At 47.7% G+C, this 17661-nt stretch carries 15 protein-coding genes; all 15 read right to left on the bottom strand.

All coding sequences use genetic code 11. The annotated features are described in order from the left end of the window. Positions 1-21: 21 nt before the first annotated feature. Positions 22-1281, bottom strand: coding sequence for an RIP metalloprotease RseP (gene rseP, locus ADU24_RS08375; protein ID WP_053366200.1), 1260 nt, complete (start codon positions 1279-1281; stop codon positions 22-24). A gap of 101 nt (positions 1282-1382) precedes the next feature. After that, on the bottom strand, positions 1383-2537 hold the full coding sequence (locus ADU24_RS08370; protein ID WP_053366199.1) for a 1-deoxy-D-xylulose-5-phosphate reductoisomerase: 1155 nt from the start codon (positions 2535-2537) through the stop codon (positions 1383-1385). A gap of 58 nt (positions 2538-2595) precedes the next feature. Next, positions 2596-3387: a phosphatidate cytidylyltransferase gene (locus tag ADU24_RS08365; protein ID WP_053366198.1), complete on the bottom strand. Its 792-nt coding sequence runs from the start codon at positions 3385-3387 to the stop codon at positions 2596-2598. 137 nt (positions 3388-3524) lie between these two features. Further along, positions 3525-4310 carry an isoprenyl transferase gene (locus ADU24_RS08360; protein WP_053366197.1) on the bottom strand — a complete coding sequence of 262 codons (786 nt, stop codon included), beginning with the start codon at positions 4308-4310 and terminating at the stop codon, positions 3525-3527. 581 nt (positions 4311-4891) lie between these two features. After that, complete coding sequence (frr, locus tag ADU24_RS08355; RefSeq protein WP_053366196.1) at positions 4892-5449, bottom strand: ribosome recycling factor; 558 nt, start codon at positions 5447-5449, stop codon at positions 4892-4894. A gap of 2 nt (positions 5450-5451) precedes the next feature. After that, a complete protein-coding gene (gene pyrH, locus ADU24_RS08350) occupies positions 5452-6174 on the bottom strand; it encodes a UMP kinase (RefSeq protein WP_053366195.1) in 723 nt (240 codons plus the stop codon). Positions 6175-6442: 268 nt separating this feature from the next. Then, positions 6443-7327 (bottom strand): translation elongation factor Ts, encoded by an 885-nt coding sequence (gene tsf, locus ADU24_RS08345; RefSeq protein ID WP_053366194.1) that lies wholly within the window; start codon positions 7325-7327, stop codon positions 6443-6445. A 502-nt stretch (positions 7328-7829) separates the two neighbouring features. Continuing rightward, a complete protein-coding gene (gene rpsB, locus ADU24_RS08340) occupies positions 7830-8537 on the bottom strand; it encodes a 30S ribosomal protein S2 (RefSeq protein WP_053366193.1) in 708 nt (235 codons plus the stop codon). Positions 8538-9073: 536 nt separating this feature from the next. Beyond that, the gene (gene codY, locus ADU24_RS08335; protein WP_053366192.1) at positions 9074-9853 is read right to left on the bottom strand and encodes a GTP-sensing pleiotropic transcriptional regulator CodY; all 780 of its coding nucleotides are present in this window, start codon (positions 9851-9853) and stop codon (positions 9074-9076) included. A 106-nt stretch (positions 9854-9959) separates the two neighbouring features. Continuing rightward, entirely contained in the window at positions 9960-11366 is a 1407-nt protein-coding gene (gene hslU, locus ADU24_RS08330) for an HslU--HslV peptidase ATPase subunit (protein ID WP_053366191.1), read from the bottom strand. A gap of 19 nt (positions 11367-11385) precedes the next feature. After that, positions 11386-11928 carry an ATP-dependent protease subunit HslV gene (gene hslV / locus ADU24_RS08325; RefSeq protein WP_053366190.1) on the bottom strand — a complete coding sequence of 181 codons (543 nt, stop codon included), beginning with the start codon at positions 11926-11928 and terminating at the stop codon, positions 11386-11388. Positions 11929-11965: 37 nt separating this feature from the next. Further along, positions 11966-12865: a tyrosine recombinase XerC gene (gene xerC, locus ADU24_RS08320; RefSeq protein ID WP_053366189.1), complete on the bottom strand. Its 900-nt coding sequence runs from the start codon at positions 12863-12865 to the stop codon at positions 11966-11968. Between the two features lie 61 nt (positions 12866-12926). Next, positions 12927-14234, bottom strand: a complete 1308-nt coding sequence (gene trmFO / locus ADU24_RS08315) for an FADH(2)-oxidizing methylenetetrahydrofolate--tRNA-(uracil(54)-C(5))-methyltransferase TrmFO (RefSeq protein WP_053366188.1) — start codon at positions 14232-14234, stop codon at positions 12927-12929. Positions 14235-14434: 200 nt separating this feature from the next. After that, on the bottom strand, positions 14435-16510 hold the full coding sequence (gene topA, locus ADU24_RS08310; RefSeq protein WP_053366187.1) for a type I DNA topoisomerase: 2076 nt from the start codon (positions 16508-16510) through the stop codon (positions 14435-14437). A 192-nt stretch (positions 16511-16702) separates the two neighbouring features. Further along, the gene (dprA, locus tag ADU24_RS08305) at positions 16703-17575 is read right to left on the bottom strand and encodes a DNA-processing protein DprA (protein WP_053366186.1); all 873 of its coding nucleotides are present in this window, start codon (positions 17573-17575) and stop codon (positions 16703-16705) included. Positions 17576-17661: the final 86 nt, after the last annotated feature.

Genomic DNA, 17661 nt, shown 5'->3' with positions numbered 1-17661 from the left:
ACCGGGCCGGCTTTGTTTTTTTTACAAAAAGAACCTTTGGATGTCATGCCATGTTACGACCAGCATCAACAGCATCAGAAGGGCGAATCCGATAAAATGGACAAGGCCTTCTTTTTGCCGGTCGACTGGTTTTCCCCTGACTGCTTCGACAGCGAAGAAAAGGAGCCGTCCGCCGTCAAGGGCTGGAATCGGCAACAGGTTCATAATGCCAAGATTGACGCTTAGCATGGCAGTCCATTTCATCAGGACAAAGATCCCGGATTTCACGACCGTATCGGTTGTCGCGTAGATCCCGACCGGCCCGCTCAGCATGTCGATGGCGAATTGGCCGGTTACGAGAAGGCCAAGCATCTCGAATATTTTCTTGGACCAGTAGACCGTTTCATTAAAACCATAAGACACAGCCAGCATTGGTGATTTTTCGACAGGGCTGTATACCCCGATAATCCCCATCTTCTGCTTTTCGACTTCCTGCGCTTTCGGCGTTACAGGAATCACCAGTTCTTTCCCGCCGCGTTCTACGATAAAATCAAGCTCTTTATTTGGATTTTTCCTGATGATTTCAACAACGTCCTTCCAGCTCGATATTTCCGAGCCGCTAATGCTTTGGACGACATCGCCCTCCTTCAGCCCCGCTTCAGCCGCGGCGCCGCCATCGGCAAGCTTCCCTAGTCTTGGGTCGTCTGAAGGAACCCCTTGGATAAATGCAAGCGTCAGAAAAATCAGGAAGGCTAGGATGAAGTTCATCATCGGCCCCGCAAAAATCGCCATCGCCCTCTGGCCAAGCGTCTTGGAGGCGAATTGGCGGTTGTACGGCGCAATCTGCGTTTCCACACCGTTCTCAACCGTTACTGCTTCGGGATGGACCGCAAACGACTGAAGTGTTTCATCGGCATCTTCCGGATAACCTTTTAGAACGAGATCCCTTTCCAGGTCTGCCTTCTCAACTTCAATAATTCTAGCATCCGGGAACTTGTCCTTATTGTTCAGGATGATTTTGCTAACCTTTCCGTCCTGGCCAAAAAGAAGTCCTATCCTGTATCCAGGCTTAATTTCCACAGCTTCGGGATCATCGCCGGCCATCCTTACATACCCGCCGATTGGCAAAAGGCGGATTGTATACAGCGTTTCTCCCCTTTTATGTGTAAACACCTTTGGGCCCATGCCAATGGCAAATTCCCTGCAGAGTATCCCGGCTCTTTTTGCAAAAATGAAGTGCCCCAATTCGTGGAAGAATACGATCGCCCCGAAAATGATTATAAACGCTATGACTGTATTCAATAAAAAAACCACCTTTTAAAAGAGTTCCGCGTGAACGTCTGGACTACAGTACTGCCTGGCTTCCCAAACTGCGAACGTTGACACATGAAATCGGAAATCAATTACTTCCTTCTATCGAGGTGAGAATGAATGAAGTTTCTCGCCTCCCGGTCTGCATGAAGGATTTCTTCTAGCCCCGGATTCGCAATCCGTTCATGATTATCAAGCGCTCTTTCTATCAAATCCTCAATTTCAAGAAAGCGGATACGCCCTTCAAGGAATGCAGCAACTGCCGCTTCATTAGCGGCATTCAGGACGGTTGGCAGCGATCCGCCTGCTTTTCCCGCTTCATATGCGAAGCGAAGGCAACGGAACCGCTCAAAGTCCATCTCCCGGAAATGCAGTTTGCCTACTTCGGCAAGGTTTAGCCGTTTTGCCGATGAAAACGGAAACCTGTCGGGATAGGTTAGGGCATATTGGATCGGAACCCTCATATCCGGACTGCCAAGCTGGGCAATAATGCTTGAATCATGGAACTCTACCATCGAATGGATGATGCTCTCCCTATGAAGAAGAACGTCGATTTGTTCATAGGGCAAATTAAACAGCCAATGGGCTTCAATTACCTCAAGTCCTTTATTCATCATCGTTGCCGAATCAATCGTAATCTTCGCTCCCATAGACCAGTTGGGGTGATTCAGGGCGTCCTCAACGGTTACGTCCTTTAATTCCTCCCTGCTCCGGTCCCGGAAGCTCCCGCCGGAAGCCGTTATAATCAATCGTTCAATGTTTTTTGCTTTTTCTCCTTGCATTGCCTGAAATATGGCGGAGTGCTCGCTATCGACCGGAAGAAGGGCGACCCCTTGCTTTTTTGCCGCCTCCATTACTAGATGGCCAGCTGTTACGAGGGTTTCCTTGTTTGCCAAGGCAATTGTCTTGCCGCACGCAATTGCTTCAAGTGTCGGTTTCAGCCCAACGCTTCCGACGACGGCATTTACGACTATATCCGACTTACCAAAGGTTGCAACACGCGAAAGGCCATCGCCTCCATATGAAAAGGAGATTTCCGGAAATTCCGTTTCTAGCTTTATAGCGTCTTCCTTTTCCTGCACGGAAACGAATTCCGGTTTGAATTCGATTATGATTTTCCTGGCAAGCCCACTATTCCGCCCTGCGGAAAAAGCGGCCAGCCTGAAGCTTTCCGGATGTTCGCGGATAATATCGAGTGTTTGGATGCCGATGGAGCCAGTGGCACCCATTAAACTAATATATTTCATGATTTCCTCTCCTAAAAAAACTGCCCCAGATAACCTGCTGATTCAAACTGTGCTCCATTCAAATAAGCTGGAACAAATGGATCAACGGCCATACGAATAACAGGCTATCAAATCTATCAAGGATGCCGCCATGCCCCGGAAGGATCTTTCCGGAATCCTTGACATTGTATTTCCGTTTGAAAGCGGATTCGGCCAAGTCCCCAAGCTGTCCAAAAACAGACAGGAGCGCCGTTACCACGAGCAATTTCACTGGCGACGCATCGATTTCGCTGAAGAACAAGAAAGCTAGAGCGACAAGAAGCGCACACACTACCCCTCCGACCGAGCCCTCAACTGTTTTATTGGGGCTAATTTCCGGCCAAAGTTTCCGTTTTCCAAAAGCGCGGCCAATAAAATATGCACCCGAATCTGTTGCCCAAATGATGAACAGGGAGTAAAAAAGCCAGATCAGCCCGCCTGCTTCCCTTGTTTCCATAAAATAATAAAAACCCGCCCCAACATAGACTGCCGCCATCACCATAAATGACGCATCGTCAAATGTGAAGCGGTTCTTTGTTGCGACTGTATGGACGAGAAGCAGCAAAACAGCCAGGATGGCGATTTCGTGCTTTTCCAAACCGATTGTGGTTAGAAACCCGTTATACCCTTCAGGAAGAATCAACATCCACATTGCTAAAAGTGAGATGATTCCTGGTATAGAAAAGAGCTTTATATTTTTCATTTTCGCGAGCTCATACAAGCCGACGCTCGCAAGAAGGTATGCCAGTATGACAATTGGCAAGCCCCCGACGATGACGATTGGCAAAAAAAGTGCCGCTGCTATGACTGCAGTTATAATTCGTTGCTTCATTGAATCTTAGGCAATCAGCCCTTCCAAAAAAAACGCGCGGTTTGGCGGGGCGATCTGCCTTTCCTCCTTCTCGTATAAATGGCGAATCGGCGGGTCGCTCCGTTATAACCCGATGCGTTAAATGTAACCAACACTCTTTAGGAGCCTTCAAGCCCGCCGAATCTTCGCTGCCGGTTTTGGTAGGCCTCGACTGCTTCCAGGAAATTCTCCTCGCCAAAATCCGGCCAAAGTACATCCGTAAACCAAAACTCCGTATATGCAAGCTGCCAGAGCATAAAATTGCTAAGACGAATCTCTCCACTCGTACGGATTAATAGGTCCGGGTCAGCCATCTTTGAAGTCATCAAATAGGAGGAAAAGGCTTCTTCGTCAAGGCTGTTTCCATTCAGTATACCACTCTGGCAGTCTTTTAAGACATGTTTCACAGCATCAATAATCTCAGCCCTGCTACCGTAATTCAAGGCAAAATTGAGGACGAGTCCCGTATTTCCCTTCGTCTCTTCAATTGCCCGATTAATGGCCTTCAAGGTGTGTGGAGGAAGCTTTTCCTTGTAGCCCATCATTTCGACCCGGACATTTTCTTTCACAAGCTCCGGAAGAAATGAGCCGAGAAACTCTTCAGGCAGCTGCATCAAATAATCGACTTCTTTTTTTGGCCTTTTCCAATTTTCTGTTGAAAAAGCATATAATGTTAAGGTTCCGATGCCAAGTTCATTGGCAAGCCTCGTCATTCTCCTGACAACTTTCATTCCTTCATGATGCCCCGCGATTCTAGGCATCGCTCTTTTTTTGGCCCAGCGCCCGTTCCCGTCCATAATAATCGCAATATGGGCCGGCACTCCGGCGCTTTTAACGCAGTCTATCCTGTCTCGGAGAGTGGAAGGGGCATGTTGGGTCTTCCAAATTTTAAGTTTATTTATCATGTTCTTGCTCCTCCAATCCAATCAATCTCCCTCCGATAAAGGGTTGAAACCTTCGCAGGGTGGGCTCGCCCCCGGGCAAGGCCCCTTCGCTTTTCTATTTGTCCAGCTGCGGGGCCTGGGGGCTCGTGGTCGCTTCAGCCCATCAACTGAAGCCTAAGTGCGGGCTTCCGTTTCAGGCCTTCCAGCGCTTGTCGCCCCCGGGCAAGGCCCCTTCGCTTTTCTATGTATATGCCCTGGTTTTTTTGGCATGCTTTTATCATACCAAAAAAGGGCGAAGATATCTCTTTTAAAAAGCATAATGCCGCCAATTTTCTTAGAAAAGCCCAATCGCCCGTTTAGCGGTCGACAGGACTGTAGGGAAGCGGCTGCTGAGTTGCCTCCCTACAGCTTTGCGGTCGAGCTGAAGATATGCTTCCATCATTAGGCTATGGCGCACGAGCAGAAGCGAATCGATGTTGATTTATCTTAGCGGGGGGGACCGAAGTACACTATGCGCTGGGCGCTAGAGCTAGACAATATAAGCCCCGAAAGTGGAAAAAACCCCATTAAGGGGCTTTTTACCGGCTGGAATTCCTGGAATGTTAGACCTCCATGATTTCCTTTTCTTTGTCCTTTGTAATCTGGTCGATTTTGTTAATGTGGTCATCGGTCATTTTCTGGATATCATCGGAATAGCCACGAAGGTCGTCTTCCGTGATTTCGCCGTTCTTTTCGAGCTTCTTCAGGTCATCGTTGGCGTCGCGGCGGATATTCCGGATAGCAACCTTAGCATCTTCGGACTCCTTTTTAACAACTTTCACAAGCTCTTTGCGGCGTTCCTCTGTCAATTGCGGAATCGCAATCCGGATCAGTGAGCCATCGTTTGATGGATTTAGCCCAAGGTCCGATTTCAGGATAGCCTTCTCGATGTCGTTCAAAATGCTCTTGTCATATGGCTGGATGACAAGTAGCCTTGCTTCTGGCGTACTGATGCCAGCAAGCTGGTTTACCGGAGTCGGAGCTCCATAATAGTCGACTGTTATCCGGTCAAGGAGAGATGCGCTCGCCCTGCCAGCCCTAATAGAAGCAAGTTCGCGGGTATACGCTTGGATCGCTTTCGCCATTTTTTCCTTTGCGTTGTTGATGACTTGTTTCGGCATTATTATTTCCCCCTAACAATAGTTCCGATTTTTTCACCCATTACTACACGTTTAATATTGCCTTTTTCCATAATTGAGAAAACGATTAACGGAATGTCATTGTCCATGCACAGTGATGAAGCGGTCGAATCCATGACAGCCAGGCCTTCCTTCAACACATCCAGATAGGATAGCTGCTCGTATTTCTTCGCATCTTTATCGTGGCGCGGATCGGCGGAGTAAACCCCGTCCACATTGTTCTTGGCCATTAAAATGACATCCGCTTCAATCTCGGCTGCACGGAGCGCGGCAGTCGTATCTGTCGAGAAATAAGGGTTGCCTGTTCCGGCTGCAAAAATGACGACCCGGGTTTTTTCAAGGTGGCGAATTGCGCGGCGGCGAATATAAGGCTCGGCTACCTGGCGCATTTCAATTGAGGTCTGTACGCGGGTTTCTATTCCTAGCTGCTCCAGGCTATCCTGAAGAGCCAATGAGTTCATTACTGTGGCAAGCATCCCCATATAATCGGCAGTGGCACGGTCCATGCCCATTTCTTCACCGATTTTCCCCCGCCAAATGTTTCCTCCCCCAACGACGACTGCTACCTCGACGCCCAGTTCGGCAACTTCCTTTACCTGTTCGGCTATGGATTTAATGAATGCAGGGTTGATTCCGAAGCCAGCATCACCGGCAAGGGCCTCTCCACTTAATTTTAATACAACACGTTTATATTTGGGATTGCTCATAAAAACCTCCTATGTAATCTGAGGCTATCGTATGCCTGATCAGAAGAAATCGGATCACCAACCTGTAATGGCGGATGTCCGCATCAGTGATTTCCACTAAAGGTAGACGCTTCCATGAAAGCCGGTTCCCTCCGCTTCAATCAACTTAGTAATAATCAACACGATCCTCTAACATTGCCTTTCCTTTAAAAATAGGGAACACCGTGTGTTCCCTATCCGTTTTGAAACAAGTTTCAAATGGCGATAAACGCCTATCCAAATGAAGTGGTTATTTTTTGTTTACCTGGCTCATAACTTCTTCGGCAAAGTTGTCTTCACGCTTCTCAATGCCTTCGCCTACTTCATAGCGTACGAATTCACGAACAGTCGCGCCTTTGGACTCAACGAACTGGCGAACTTTTTGGTCAGGATTCTTAACGAATGTCTGATCAAGGAGGCATACATCTTCAAAGTATTTTCCTAGGCGGCCTTCAACCATTTTGGCAACAATGTTCTCAGGCTTGCCTTCGTTCAAGGCCTGCTGAGTAAGAACCTGGCGCTCACGCTCGATTTCATCAGCGGATACTTCGTCGCGGGATACATATTTAGGGTTAAGGGCTGCGATGTGCATGGAAACATCCTTCGCAACACTTTCATCCGCGCTGCCTTCAAGAACAGATAGAACCGCGATACGGCCACCCATGTGAAGGTATGCGCCGAAAGCATCATTGTCAGTCTTTGTTTTGATTTCAAAGCGGCGAAGGGAAAGCTTTTCACCAATCTTCGCAATTGCGGAATTAATGTGCTCTTCAACGCTAGAGCCATTGTCCATCTTTTGGCCCAACGTTTCTTCGACTGAAGCAGGCTTGTTGGTGAGGAGATGGGAAGCTAGCTCCTGAACAAGAGTTTGGAATCCTTCGTTTTTCGCAACGAAGTCAGTTTCGGAGTTCACTTCAAGGATAACAGCATTGTTTCCTTCAACTTTGATTGCGGCAAGGCCTTCAGCAGCGATACGGTCGCCTTTTTTGGCAGCCTTCGCAATTCCTTTTTCGCGAAGGAAGTCAATTGCTTTTTCCATATCGCCTTCCGTTTCCTGAAGGGCTTTTTTGCAGTCAAGCATGCCTGCACCTGTTTTTTCACGAAGTTCTTTAACCATTTGAGCAGTAATTGCCATGAGAATTTCCTCCTTTTAATCTATGTACAAATGTTCGGTAAGTTTCTGCAGTCCACGGTGCATATCACTACTGTATTATCATAGCCAGCCTGGGACATTGTAAACCTGTTTCACCGCTACTTATTATGCGGATGTCGCTCCGGCTTAAACAACAAGCGTGGCCCGCTTTTCCTTATCTAGCTCCAGTAGCCAGCGTCTAGTGTCCTTCGGTCCTCTCACTACGATAAGTCAACATCGAATCGCATAGTGCTCCTGCGCCATAGCTTATTCATGGAAGCATACCTTCAGCTCGTCGCAAAGCCCACGTAGCTTTTCGAAGATGTTGCTTCATGAAGTGATTCAGAGCAGTAGCTTCGCTCTTCGTGTTTCCTTTATCTCATGTCGAGGCCCTCCAGGCCATACGGCGCTTAACGGCTACTTTCCGCTTTTCCTTTAAAAAAAGGTGATAAAGGGTGTTCCCTCTTATCACCTTTTTATTTACCGTGGTTGAACAATTTTTTGCTTATTCAGCAGGGACAGCTGTTTCTTCACCTTGTTTTGCTTCAAGGATCGCATCAGCCATTTTGCCAGTCAAAAGCTTGACTGCACGGATAGCGTCATCGTTCGCAGGGATGACAACATCGATTTCATCCGGATCGCAGTTTGTATCAACGATACCAACGATAGGGATGTTCAATTTGCGGGCTTCCGCTACAGCAATGCGCTCTTTACGAGGGTCGATGATGAATAGTGCGTCTGGAAGAGACTTCATGTCCTTGATACCGCCAAGGAACTTTTCAAGGCGCTCTTGTTCTTTCTTAAGTTGAACGACTTCTTTCTTAGGAAGTACTTCGAAAGTGCCGTCTTCTGACATTCTTTCGATATCTTTAAGGCGCGCAATACGCTTTTGGATTGTTTCGAAGTTTGTAAGGGTTCCACCCAACCAGCGTTGGTTGACATAGTACATGCCGGAACGTTCTGCTTCTTCCTTAACAGAATCCTGAGCTTGTTTCTTAGTGCCGACGAACAGCATTGTGCCGCCCTGGCCTGCAAGCTCCTTAACGAAGTTGTAAGCTTCTTCAACCTTTTTAACTGTTTTTTGAAGGTCGATGATGTAGATGCCGTTCCTTTCAGTGAAGATATATTTCTTCATCTTAGGGTTCCAGCGGCGAGTCTGGTGGCCGAAGTGTACACCAGCTTCAAGCAGTTGCTTCATAGAAATGACTGACATGTGTTTTTCCTCCTAATGGTTTTTGTTTTCCTCCGCCCGTATCATTTTCATGCGGGAACTGGCTAGCCAGCACCATCCGCTTGAATCAACAGGCGTGTGTGATTAACACCATGTAGTAATATAGCATAAGACGAAACGACAATCAAGAATTTCATTTAAAAACCGAACACTTTTCTGTTTTAAAAAATGGCTCAGTTAAACTTGGATGTTGCTTTCCGCTCCTGGCACACGCTTTCCGCGGGGTGACATTGGAGCCTCCTCGGCGGTTGCGCCTGCGGGGTCTCCAATTTGCCGCTGCATCCCGCAGGACACTGACTGGCATCATCGAATTTGCCCACGCACCAAGGAAACGCGGTAGCGCAAGGAAAGCTTCCAAGAATCTGCATCGCACGAAAATTATGCGATAGCATAATTGAGGATTTTCGAGGAGTCGGTGCCCTCCGCTTCAATCAACGTATTTAAAAATCAACATCGTTCTATAACACAGCCTAAAAAATAAATGCCTGCCGGTTAAACGCCCGGCAGGCAGCAATTCATTAATTGGAACGAAGCTTATCCAATTCAACGAGGAACTTGTCATTAAGTACTTTAATGTATGTTCCCTTCATGCCAAGTGAACGTGATTCGATAACGCCCGCGCTCTCAAGTTTCCTTAGCGCGTTAACGATAACGGAGCGGGTAATGCCCACACGGTCGGCAATTTTTGAAGCGACAAGCAGGCCTTCATTGCCATTAAGCTCTTCAAAAATATGCTCGATCGCTTCTAGCTCGCTATAGGAAAGGGAGCTGATCGCCATTTGGACAACCGCTTTGCTCCTAGCTTCCTCTTCGATTTCCTCAGCTTTTTCACGGAGAATTTCCATGCCAACCACTGTCGCGCCGTATTCGGCAAGAATCAGGTCATCATCATGGAATTTTTCATGCAGCCTTGCTAGAATCAGCGTTCCAAGGCGCTCGCCCCCGCCAATAATCGGCACGATTGTCGTAAGCCCTTCGCGGAACAAATCCTTGTTCTCTACAGGGAAGGCGGTATATTCGCTTTCCACGCCAAGGTTTGGGGATGTTTCATGGATATCGAAGAGGCCGTTTGTATACTCCTCCGGGAACTGGCGGTCTTCAAGCATCTTCTTCATCCGCTCGTTTTCGATTTGCTGGTTGATCGCGAAACCGAGCAGCTTTCCCCTGCGGCTGACAACAAAAATGTTGGCTTCGATAATTTCACTTAAGGTTTCGGACATTTCCTTGAAATTGACCGGTTTACCTGCCGCTTTTTGCAAAAGAGCGTTTATCTTTCTTGTTTTTGTTAATAAATCCATTTTTCATTTCCTCCTATTTGCTGCATCCATTGCTAAATATATTACTGCATCTATTGGGATGTCCATCTCTGAATTTACCCTAAGGATGCCGTGGCAAAACGGCTTCCTAGAGGATGAACTGGCTTAAATCCTTGTTTCTTGAAATTGCCCCCAGCTTTTCCTCCACATATTGCGGAGTGATGACCACTTTTTCAAGGTTTATATCTGGTGCTTCAAAGGACAAATCTTCAAGGAGCTTTTCAAGAATTGTATGGAGCCTTCTTGCTCCAATATTGTCGGTGTTTTGGTTTACCTCGAAAGCGACTTCGGCAATTCTCTGAATAGCATCGTCAGAAAATTCAATTTCTATACCTTCTGTCTGTAATAAAGCTCCGTATTGTTTTATCAATGCATTGTCGGGTTCAACAAGGATTCGGTAAAAATCATCGACTGTCAATTTTCCGAGTTCCACCCGAATCGGGAATCTTCCCTGTAATTCAGGAATGAGGTCGGACGGCTTAGCCATGTGGAACGCGCCGGCGGCGATGAAAAGGACATGGTCTGTCTTCACCGGGCCATACTTCGTCACAACCGTCGAGCCTTCAACAATCGGAAGGATGTCCCTTTGTACTCCTTCACGGGAAACATCGGCAGAAGCGCTCCCTGAGCTTTTGCTTGCGATCTTGTCGATTTCATCGATGAAAATAATCCCTGACTGCTCTGCCCGGAAAACAGCGTCCTGGGTCACCTCATCCATATCGATCAGCTTCGCGGCTTCCTCGTTCGCCAAAACAGCCCTTGCCTCCCTGACGGTAAGCTTCCTCTTTTTTCTCTTTTTGGGCAACAGATTGCTGAACGCGTCCTGCATATTCATTCCCATCTGCTCCATACCTGAACCCTGGAGCATATCAAACATGGACGGTGCCTGCTCTTCCACTTCCACAGTAACTATTTCATTTTCCAATTCGCCCTTTTCAAGCTTTTCCTTGATGGCGGCCCGTTTTTGCTGGGCGGAATAGTCCTCGGTTGAATCCGTTTCTGGTTCAGGCTGGGCATTGCCTCCCCCAAACAGCATTTCAAGCGGATTTTTGTAGCTGGCCTGTTTTTTTGCAGAAGGGCCTAAAAGTTCGATAAGGCGGCGGTTTGCGTTTTCTTCCGCCCTTCCTTTCACCTTTTGCATTTTTTCAGCCTTGACAAGCCTGACAGCCGTTTCGACGAGGTCACGCACCATCGACTCGACGTCACGGCCGACATAGCCGACCTCGGTAAACTTTGTTGCCTCTACTTTAATAAAAGGCGCCCCTGTCAATTTGGCAATCCTTCTTGCGATTTCCGTTTTTCCTACTCCTGTAGGACCAATCATCAGGATATTTTTCGGAATGATTTCATCGCGGATGCTTTCATCGAGCATTTCCCTGCGATATCTGTTCCTAAGCGCCACTGCTACCGCTTTTTTGGCGTCCTTTTGGCCAATTATGTATTGGTCAAGTTTTTCGACGATCTGGCGGGGCGTTAAACTAGGTGCCTTTGGCATATTCGCATTCTCCTTCCGGTTACAGCTCTTCGACTATGATATTCGTGTTTGTATAAACGCATATATCAGCTGCCACTTCCAATGAAGCCTTTGCGATTTCCCGGGCGGATAAATGGTCCCCGGCAAAATTTTTCAATGAACGGCCGGCAGCCAGGGCATAGTTTCCGCCCGAGCCAATGGCAAGAATGCCATCATCCGGTTCAATGACTTCGCCCGTCCCGCTTACAAGAAGGAGATAATCCTCGTTCATGACGATCAGCATCGCTTCAAGCCTTCTAAGAACCTTGTCGCTCCGCCATTCCTTTGCAAGCTCAACGGCAGCCCGCTGCAAATTTCCGTTGTATTCCTCAAGCTTTGATTCGAACAGCTCGAACAATGTAAACGCGTCCGCAACGGAACCGGCAAAGCCTGCCAGTACTTTTCCATTAAATATCTTCCTTACCTTTTTGGCTGTGTGTTTCATCACAACCGCGTTGCCGAATGTCACCTGGCCGTCTCCGGCCATGGCGCATTTCCCTTTGTGCCTGATTGCAAATATCGTAGTTGCATGAAATTGGGACATTGTGCACCCCCTTAAATGTTTGGGCATTCTTCAGCTTTTACGCCCTTGGATGATGGGCCATATATGTTTTTTTTAGCTTTTCGTTCGTGACATGCGTGTATATTTGCGTCGAGGACAAAAAGGCATGCCCCAGAAGTTCCTGGACTGTCCTCAGGTCGGCGCCGTTGTTAAGAAGATGGGTAGCGAACGTATGCCTCAGCTTATGGGGATGGATTTTCCCTGTAAGGGACGATTTCTCAATCATCCCATCCAATATTGTCCTTMCCCCCCTGGCTGTCAGCGGCCCGCCCCTATGGTTAAGGAAGAGGGCTGCCTGGTTCGGTTTTCCCTCAAGCAGTTGCTTTCTTCCATCGCCAATATATCTTTTCAGAGCCTCGCAGGCCTTCCCTCCAAATGGAACATACCTTTCCTTGCTGCCTTTTCCCATGACAAGGACGGTCGAAAGGGAGAAATCGAGGTCTTTTACGGAAATATTGCAGCATTCACTCACGCGAATTCCGGTTGCGTACAGAAGCTCCAACAAGGCTAGATTCCTCTGGCCGAGAGGGGTATCCGCGGCGCACGCCTCAAACAGGATGTTTAGCTCATCTTCATAAAAAAATTCGGGCAGCCTTTTTTCCCCCTTTGGCAAAACAACCAAAGCGAAAGGATTCTCTTTTACAATGCTTTCCCTTAGCAGGAACTTATAAAAGCTGCGCAGGCTTGAAATTTTCCTCGAAATGGTTTTCCTCGCCTGTTTTTGGCCAAAGAGTTTTGTAAGAAAAAGCCGGGCATCATGGTATTGGACGTCTTTAACGTCCATGATGCCTTGTTCAGCCATTAAGCTAAAAAATTCACTAATCGCATGATGATAATGGTCAATTGTATATTGTGATGAATTTTTTTCAATTTGTAAATATTCAAGAAACAACTTTAAACAAACGTTCACATTTCCCATTCATACCACCTCGCACGGCCTTTTAAATAGTACCATACACGAAATGCACATGCAAGGAACTTTACAAATTTTTCACAAATTTCTGAATTGTTTCAATTGCCCGGTTTGCGTATTGAAGGTTCCGCTCCTGCTTCCCTTTGATTCTTACCGGAAGTTCAGGGAACAGGCCAAAATTTGCATTCATCGGCTGGAAGTTTTTCGGGTTCGCATGGGTGATGTAGTGGGCCATGCTCCCCAATGCTGTTTCAATCGGGAATTCCACCGGCTCCTGCCCAAGCGCAAGCCTGGCAGCGTTAATCCCGGCAATCTGGCCGCTCGCCGCCGATTCGACATATCCCTCCACACCGGTCATTTGCCCAGCAAAAAACAAGTCTTTCCTTGCGCGGAATTGATAGGTTGGATCAAGGACTTTCGGAGAATTGATGAAGGTATTCCTATGCATGACGCCGTATCGGACGATTTCTGCATTTTCAAGGCCAGGTATGAGCTGAATTACTTCTTTCTGCGGGCCCCATTTCAAATGTGTCTGAAATCCGACAATATTGAAAAGTGTTCCCGCGGCGTCGTCCTGCCGGAGCTGAACGACAGCAAATGGGCGCTTGCCTGTTTTCGGGTCTTCAAGACCAACCGGTTTCATCGGGCCGAAGAGCATCGTTTTCTTTCCCCTAACAGCCATTACTTCAATTGGCATGCATCCCTCGAAAAAGACTTCCTTTTCAAATTCCTTAAGGGGAACTGTTTCAGCCGATACGAGCGCATCATAAAACCGGTTGAATTCCTCCTCGGTCATCGGGCAATTAAGGTAAGCAGCTTCGCCTTTATCGTAGCGCGATTTTAGATAGACCTTATCCATATTTATGCTATCTTTCTCAATGATAGGCGCGGCCGCGTCATAAAAATACAAATATTCCTCGCCAGTTAGCTCTTTCAGGCGGGCGGAAAGGGATGGGCTTGTAAGCGGGCCTGTCGCAATGACGGTAATCCCCTCTGGAATTTCGTCTACCTCTTCGTTTATGACAGTGATATTCTCGTGGTTCCTGACAAGATTCGTGACTCTTCCAGCAAACTCATGCCTGTCCACGGCCAAAGCGCCCCCGGCGGGCACCGCGCATTGGTCCGCGGAGGAAATAATCACCGAATCAAGCATTCTCATTTCTTCCTTTAATACGCCGACAGCATTTGTCAGCGTGTTTGCCCTTAGTGAATTACTGCACACAAGCTCCGCGAACTTATCTGTGTGGTGTGCGGGCGTCTGCCTTACCGGCCTCATTTCAAACAGGCGCACTTTCACGCCGCGCTGGGCAATCTGCCACGCAGCCTCGCTGCCGGCAAGGCCAGCCCCCACCACATTTACTATTTTCTCGCTCATATTCCAACCTCCAGGATGTTTTCTATTCAACTAATTCCACTAAATGCAAAGGTAAATGCAAAAGATTCTATCCACATTCATCTCCATATTGCGTTTTACAATACGTATAGGCAAGCAAAAAGTTTCAGCTAAGCGCCGGCAACCTTGTTGCCATCTTCTGCCTGTCGGCCAAATGAAAGGAGCGGGCATTCAGCCCACTCCTAACTTTGCTGCTCTTCTTTGTAATCGCAATTGGAGCATTGTACCTGGACACCTTTTTTCAGCTTCTTCTCGATGAGGACATGGTCGCACTTCGGGCAATTCCGTGGAAGCGGCTTATCCCAGGAAAGGAAATCGCATTCCGGGAAACGGTCGCACCCATAAAAAATCCGCCTTTTCTTGCTCTTCCGTTCAATGACCCGGCCTTTTTCGCATTTCGGGCAGGTGACGCCAATGTCCTTGACGATCGCCTTTGTATTCCGGCATTCCGGGAAGTTGCTGCAGGCCATGAACTTGCCAAACCGGCCCATTTTAAAGACCATCGGGCTTCCACAGTTTTCGCAATCCTCGCCTGCGGGCTCATCCTTGATTTCAACTTCCTGCATTTCCTTTTCGGCTACTTCAAGCCTCTTCTCGAATCCTTCATAGAATTCGCCAATAATTTTGACCCAGGCAACTTTGCCGTCTTCAACATCATCAAGATCCTGTTCCATTTTCGCAGTGAACTCGACATTAAGTATTTCAGGGAAAAATTCCAGCGTCAGCTCATTTACGATTTCCCCGAGCTCCGTTGGGATAAAACGCTTATTATCGAGTGCTACATACCCACGCTTCTGAATTGTGTCAAGTGTCGGGGCATAAGTGGACGGCCGCCCTATTCCCAGTTCTTCCAGCGTCTTAACTAGCCGTGCTTCCGTATACCTCGGCGGCGGCTGGGTGAAATGCTGTTTTGGTTCAATGCCGGTATTGGCAACTTCATCGCCTTCCTTTAAATCAGGAAGCATGCGGTCTGTTTCCTCCACCTGGTCATCCGTGCCTTCAACATAGAGCTTCATAAAGCCTGGAAAACGTATTTTTGAGCCTGTGGCCCTGAAGGTTACATTTCCATTTATTAAATCGACACTCATCGTATCCATTACAGCCTGGGCCATCTGGCTTGCGATGAAACGGTCCCAGATCAGCTTGTACAGCCTTAATTGGTCCCTTGAGAGAAATTCCTTGAGAGACCCCGGGTCGCGGAACGAGCTCGTCGGCCGAACCGCTTCGTGGGCATCCTGTGCGTTCGCCTTCTTCTTCTCTTTTCCCGCTTCCTCTTTCAAAAAATTCGCACCGAATGAAGAAGTGATATATTCCTTCGCTTCTGACTGGGCAACTTCCGAAATCCGGGTCGAGTCCGTCCTCATGTAAGTGATAAGACCGACTGTGCCTTCTTTTCCGAGGTCGATCCCTTCATACAGCTGCTGCGCGAGCATCATTGTTTTTTTGGCGCGGAAATTTAACTTCCTGGCAGCTTCCTGCTGGAGGGAGGAAGTTGTAAATGGTGGCGCGGGATTCCTCCTCCGTTCCTTTTTCGTTACGGAGGCGACGGCAAACCGGTCGCCGCTCATTCCAGCCAGCGCTTCTTTTACGTCCTGGTCGGAATGGAGCTCCCTCTTCTGTCCGTCAATACCGTAAAAGGACGCTTCAAATGCATCCTTCCCTTTTGTAAACGTTCCGCCAATTGTCCAGTATTCTTCCGGGACGAATGCCTGGATTTCCTTTTCACGGTCAATAATCAATCTGACAGCGACCGATTGGACCCTTCCCGCGGAAAGCCCTTTTTTGACTTTTTTCCAAAGCAACGGGCTAATATTGTAGCCGACAAGCCTGTCGAGTATCCTCCTTGCCTGCTGTGCATCAACGAGATTCATGTTGATTGCCCTCGGATGCTTAAAAGATTCCTTGATTGCATCCTTGGTAATTTCATTGAAAACAACCCTGCAGTCCGAATCCAAATCAACATCAAGGGTGTTGGCGAGGTGCCAGGCAATCGCTTCCCCTTCCCTGTCGGGGTCAGCCGCGAGATAAACTTTCTTCGCTTTCTTCGCGGCGGCCTTTAATTCTTTCAGGACCGGGCCTTTGCCTCGAATGGTGATATATTTAGGATCGAAATCATTATCTATATCTACGCCCATTTGGCTTTTCGGCAAATCGCGCACATGGCCCATGGACGCTTTTACTTTATATTTTTTTCCAAGATATCGCTCGATTGTTTTCGCCTTTGCCGGCGATTCTACGATGACAAGAAATTCTGCCATTCAATCATCCTCCTTGCGAGGGATTATTCTAATACCTGTTGCAAAATGTATACTAGTTTACTGATAATTTCAACCTTTTTCCTAAAATTTACGTAAATATTTCCAGTTTGTGTGAACAAAACGATGCCTGAATGGTCCTTTAGGGATTCATTTCTCTCCAGCCACTTACATTACGCTCGGATTTAGTGAATGTCAATAGCGAAGTTCCTCCAAAATATCCCCCGCCTTTGTGACAAGTTTCGCACCCTGCTGGATTAATTCGTTCGTCCCTGCTGAAAAAGGGCTGAAAATATTGCCGGGCAGCGAAAATACATCCCTTCCTTCATGGACTGCGTAATTCGCGGTTATAAGCGAGCCGCTCTTATTTTTCGCTTCTACAATGAATGTTCCCCCCGAAAGCCCGCTGATAATCCTGTTTCTCATCGGAAATTGCCAGCGGGCGGGCTTTGTGCCAGGAGGATGCTCTGACAGGACGAGCTGTGTTTTCATCATTTCAATTGCCAGTTTTCTGTTTTCCTCAGGGTATACATGATAAAGGCCGCCAGCGATAACTGCAATTGTTTTGCCTCCGTTGCGGATTGCACATTCATGGGCAACCGTATCAACTCCCTTGGCCAGGCCACTGACAATGACGGTGCCTTTTTCAATCAATTCCGGGAACATGAGCCTGATCGCATTCTTTCCATACTCGGAAACCTGGCGGGAGCCAACTACAGCCAGCTTCGGTGTGGCGTGGAGAAGGGAAAGGTCCCCGCATGCGAAAAGCGCCCAGGGAGGCTGATAGATTTGTTTTAAAAATGGTGGATAATCGGGATCGAGAATGGTAATGATGGAGATTTTTTTTGCACTGTATTGTTGGAGAAGATTTGTGAGGATTTCATTTATGGGAGTGGTTTGATTCATAGAAGCGTGGGCAGAGCCCTTCATAGGAGGCAATAATTTAAGCGCAGGCAGGCTCGCAATGGGCTCTGGCAGAGGTTCCGCCTTCATTATGCGGCCAATAGAGTTCCATGTCGCATTAGGCTGGTTAAGCAGCCAAATGAGTTTGTTTCTTATCCTTTCCATTAAAAAACCCTCCATGATTTAGATTTTTTGTTTTAAAAAGGTGCAAGTTTATCGAATGTGGGAAAAATGCGGGACGCGGGACGCGG

Origin of the sequence: Bacillus sp. FJAT-27245, from assembly GCF_001273955.1 — a bacterium.
Classification (GTDB): Bacteria; Bacillota; Bacilli; order Bacillales; family Cytobacillaceae; genus Bacillus_D.
The sequence above is the reverse complement of the archived record's forward strand: the minus strand, read 5'-3'. Positions and strand labels throughout refer to the sequence as shown.